Annotated in this window: 1 protein-coding gene; it reads right to left on the minus strand. The window is 65.3% G+C overall.

Annotated elements, in window-relative coordinates:
* The coding region (locus RQP53_RS24525; RefSeq protein ID WP_350340398.1) for an amino acid adenylation domain-containing protein at positions 1–5,205 on the minus strand (5,205 nt) is incomplete at its 3' end.

A 5,205-nucleotide genomic window follows, 5' to 3' on the forward strand; every position in this document is an offset into this window, starting at 1 on the left:
GCCGCCGGCCTTGAGCACCGCAAGCATCGCCACTATCAGCTCGACGCTGCGCGGCAGGCAGATCGCCACCAGCGCCTGCGCCTTCACCCCGCGCGCCACCAGCGCATGGGCCAGCGCGTTGGCCCGGCCGTTGAGCTCGGCGTAGTCAAGCTCAACACCATTGAACGCGATGGCCAGTGCGTTCGGCCGCTGCGCCACCTGCGCCTCGAACAACTGCTGCAGCGCCGCCTCGCTCGGGAACGGCCGCGCCGTTTCGTTGAAGGTCCCGATCAGCTCGTTCCGTTCGCGCTCGGGCAGGATGTGCACACCGCCCATCAGCGTTTCCTCAGCGCCTGCACAGGCTTGCGCGAGACCGATCACGGCCTGTTCGAAGTAGCCCAGAAGTCGTTCGGGCGGTACAGAGGTCGACTGCACGCTCAGGATGAAGCCGTCACCGATATCGTCAACGGCAGCGCTGAACGGATAGTTCGTTCTCTCCTCGCTTGCAAGTTGATGAACCTGCCCCCAAGCGATGTCCTTGGCACTGTCTGCACTTTGCTCGCTGTGCCGGAAGTTGAACATCGTGGTGAACAAAGGCAGGCCCGGCGCTAGCCCCGCGCACTGCTGTGCCAAGGCGAGCGAGGCCTGCTCATGAGCGAGCACACCGCTGAGCTGAGCATAGGTCGCGTCGATCGAAGCACGCACGGTGCTCGCGGCGTCGAGACGCACACAGATCGGCAGCGTGTTGATGAACATACCAACGGCCTGGCCAATGCCGGCGCTCGCACGCATGCGGCCCGACAGCACGGTGCCGAACACGACACGATCCTGACCGGTGCAGGCGGCGAGCACCCTGGCCCAGGCCAGATGGAAGAACACGGCAGGCGTCACGCCAAGCGCGCGCGATTCCGCCCGTATCTGCGCTGACAATGCAGCCGGCAGCTGGCACAGCGACTGCGCCATCGCTTCGCCACTGCCATAGGTGTCCAGGACACCGAAAGGCGCCGTCGGCTCTGTCACATCACCGAGCTGCTCGGCAAACCAGCGCCGATGCTCGGCCGCAGAGACCTGCCGGCTTTGAGCGATGTAGTCGCGAATCGACAGCGGCGCGGGCAGCTGCTCGCCGCGGCCCTGCATGATCACTTGCATCTCGCCCATCATGTACTCGAGCGCCACATGATCCGAGACCAGGTGGTGATTGAGCACCGCGAGCAGCCAGCGACCTTGCGGCGCGTCTTCGATCAAATGCACCGCCGCCAAGGGCGCGCGCCGCAAGTCCAGCCGCAGATGGCGCGGATCGGTCGCGGCTTGCAATTGCTGCAGCGCGTCCAGTCCAGCCTCAGGCTTCAGTTCCTGCACGGGCAAGACCGCATGACGGAAAACCACCTGCACTGGCTCGGCAAGACCTTCCCAAAAGACGCCGCAGCGAAGGCTTTCGTGGCGAGCAATGACCTGATCTAGCGCCGCGACAAACGCCTCCACATCGGCGCGGCTCGCGCAGGCGACGATTTTGCGGGTCAAGTAGGGATCGCCATGCTCCTCCAGCAGGTGGTGGAACAGAATGCCCTCCTGCAAAGGGGCAAGCGGGTAGATGTCCTCGATATTGGCTGCGCCGCCTTCGACACCTGCGACGATTGCGTCGATCTGCGGTTGGGTCAATGCCACCATCGTGAGCATGTCGGGTGAGATCTGCTCACACCCGGCCGGGATGCGCGCAGCCTGAGTGATCACCACTTCGTCGACGGCCTTCGCCTGAGCCGCCAATGCCGCCACAGTGCCGGCCATGAACACCGCCTGCACCTCCAGATGCCAGCGGCGCGCACGCAGACGTTCAACCATCTCGATCACCAGCAAGGAGTGACCGCCCAACTCGAAGAAACGGTCCTGCCGGCCGACACGATCGAGCTTCAGCAATTCAGCCCATACTGCAGCGATGGCGGTCTCGGCCTCGCCCTGTGGCGCCTCGAACGCACGAGCAAGCCCGGCCGAGGCCTCGGGCGCAGGCAGAGCAGCACGGTCAAGCTTGCCACTCGCATTCAGTGCAAAGGCGTCGAGTCGAACGAAAGCGCTGGGCACCATGTACTCGGGCAGATCGCGCGCCAGTTGCTGCCGAACGGCAGCCATGTCGAGGCTGGCGTCGGCGCCCACATAGGCCACCAGGCGCGGCTCCCGTCCATCATCAGCCCGCGCAAGCACAACGGCTTCGCGCACGCCGGCGCAGCCCATCAGCCGCGCCTCGATCTCGCCAAGTTCAATCCGGAAGCCACGAATCTTGACTTGGAAATCATTGCGCCCCAGGTACTCGATCGTTCCATCCGGACGCCAGCGCCCGAGGTCGCCAGTCTTGTACATCCGGGCCGCACCATCGCTGCCGCGCCCAAACTCGGCCGCGAAGGGATCGCGCAAGAAGCGCTCCGCCGTCAGCTCTGGCCGGTTGAGATAGCCTTGCCCAACCTGGGTACCACCGATGTAGATCTCTCCGGCAACACCCAAGGGTACCGGTTGCAATTCGGCATCAAGGATGTAGACCCGGGAATTGGCCAATGGTCGCCCGATCGGCACCTCGGCGCCTTCGAACTGCACGCCGCGCCCGAGTTGGAAGGCGATGCAGTTGACGGTTGCTTCGGTCGGACCGTAGCAGTTTGCCCAGCTGCTGTTTCGCGTGGCGGGATGACCGAGCCACTGGCGAAGGTGGTACGCCTTGGCCGCCTCGCCGCCGACGACGATAGAGCGCGGCATCTGGGCCGGGACACAGCGCCCCGCGGCCAGCTCATGCGCCCATTGATGCCAGAACGCCGTCGGCAGGTCGGCGATGGTGATTCGCTCCTCGCCGAGCAAAGCCGCGAACGCAGCATCCGGAAGGCTCACAGCTTCGGGGCGCAGCACCAGCGTGGCGCCATGGCACAGTGCAAGGAAGATTTCGGCGACCGAAGCGTCGAAGCCGAAGGAGGCAAACTGCAGGACGCGATCGGTCTCGTTCAGGCCATGCAGGCCGGCTTGCACGGCGATCAGATTGACGACATTCGCGTGCGTGATCGCCACCCCCTTGGGCAGACCGGTCGAGCCGGAGGTATAGATCACGTAGGCCAGCTGATGCGGGTCGCGGACGCGCCTGCTGTGATCGACCGTGATTTCCGCCCATTGGCGTGCATCGCGTTCAAGGTGGACGAGGTGTATGCCGTCTAGGTCAGCGGTCGCAGCCAGCGCCTGTGCGCCGCCATCGTCGACGAGCACGAGCGCCGCTGCGCTGTCGCGCAGCACATGCGCGAGTCGCTCGGCCGGGTAATTCACGTCGAGCGGCACGTAGGCGGCACCGGCCTTGAGCACGGCCAGCATGGCGACGAGCTGCGGCACGCCGCGCCGCGCGCAAATCGCCACACGCTGCCCAGTCGCAGCGCCCTTGCCAGCCAGCCAGGCGGCCAGCCGGCTGCTGGCCGCATCAAGCTCTCCATAGCTGATGCTCAGGCCTTCATGGCGCACTGCATCGGTGGCAGGCCGGCGCCTGGCATGGCGTTCGAACAGCTCGTGCACCAGCACATCTTGCTCAAACTCGACGACGCTATCGTTAAAGCCAACGAGCAGCGCGTGACGCTCCTCAGCGCTGAGCAGGTTCACGCGATTCACCGTCTGCGTCTCATCGTCGACCATGGCGCACAGGACGCGCTCAAAACTCGCCAGCCAACGACGCACCGTCGCCTCGTCAAACAAGGCGGTCGAATACTCGATCGAAGCGCCGAGCGCGTTCTCGGCCTCGGTGACGGTCAGCGAGATATCAAACTGCGTCGTGAGCTGCGGCTGCGCGAGCATCGCCAGCTCGAGGCCGGCGAGCGCCAGTGTCTCGGCGGCGGCGCCTCCCTGATTCAGCGTCAGCATGGTCTGAAACAGTGGGCTATGGCCAAGGCTGCGCTGCGGCTTGACGGCATCCACGACCTGTTCAAAGGGCAGATCCTGATGCGCATAGGCATCCAGCGTCTCCTGCCTGACCGCAGCCAGCAGCCCGGCCACGGTCTGCGCCTCGCCGACGCTGACGCGCAGTGCCAGCGTGTTGGCAAAGAAACCGATCAGGGCTTCGGTCTCTCCGCGCTGGCGATTGGCAATCGGACTGCCGATCACCACCTCGGCCTGGCCAGAAAGTCGCGACATCAGCAGCGCCCAGGCGGCCAGCAAGGTCATATAGAGCGTCACGCCGTGGCGTTTGCCCAGCGCGTTCAGCCGCTGCGTCAACTCGGCGTCAAGCAAGAAGCTGATCGTCGCACCGGCATGGCTTTGCTGTGCCGGGCGTGGTCGATCGGTAGGCAGCGCCAGCAGTTCGGGCGCACCTGACAAGCGGCCCTTCCAGTAGTCAAGTTGCGCCTGCAGGCGCTCGCCCTGCAGCCAGTGGCGCTGCCAGGCCGCGTAGTCGGCATACTGGATCGCTAGCGGGGGTAGCGGATCGTCCTGCCCGGCGCTGAAGGCCGCATAGAGTTGCGTTACTTCACGCACCAGCACGCCTAGCGACCAGCCATCCGAGATGATGTGGTGCTGATTGATCAACAGCACATGCTCAGTTTCGGCCACTCTGAGCAGCAGCCCTCGGATCAGAGGCCCGGCTGACAGATCGAAGTCAGCGGCAAAAAAGGCCGCCTGTTGAGCGGCAAGATCGCTGGCATCGGCCTCGACGAGCGCGAAGCCGGCAGCGGGCTCGCCGGCGTCATCAGCATCGGCGATCAACTGCATCGGCTGGCCATCGCTCAGCACAAAGCGGGTGCGCAGGATCTCGTGGCGCGCAACGATGCGGTCAAGCGTCGCCTTCAAAGCGCTGCGGTCGAGCGGGCCGCTGAGCCGCAATGCAGCCGGCATGTGGTACGCGGCGCTGGCAGCACGGTCGAGACGATCGAGGAACCATAGACGCTGTTGCGACCAAGACAGCGGTAGCAGCAATTCGTTCGCCGCCTGCCGGCTTCGATCCACCCGCGTGATCGCCATTTCGGCGCTGCGCTCGCCCGCGCCAATCAATGCCGCGTAGTCGGCCAGCACGGGTTCGGTGAACAGGCTGCGCAGCGGCACCTCGACGCCAAAGCGCTCGCGCACGCGGGAGCCCAACTGGACGGCCAGCAACGAATGGCCGCCGAGCTCGAAGAAGTTGTCGCGACGGCCGATGCGCTGCAGCTTGAGCAACTCGCCCCAGATCGCTGCCAGCGTCTGCTCGACCTCGCCCTGCGGCGCCTCGTACGCACGTGCCGCCAC

It is taken from the genome of Roseateles aquae (genome assembly GCF_032337115.1).
In the GTDB taxonomy this organism is placed as follows: domain Bacteria; phylum Pseudomonadota; class Gammaproteobacteria; order Burkholderiales; family Burkholderiaceae_C; genus Roseateles_C; species Roseateles_C aquae.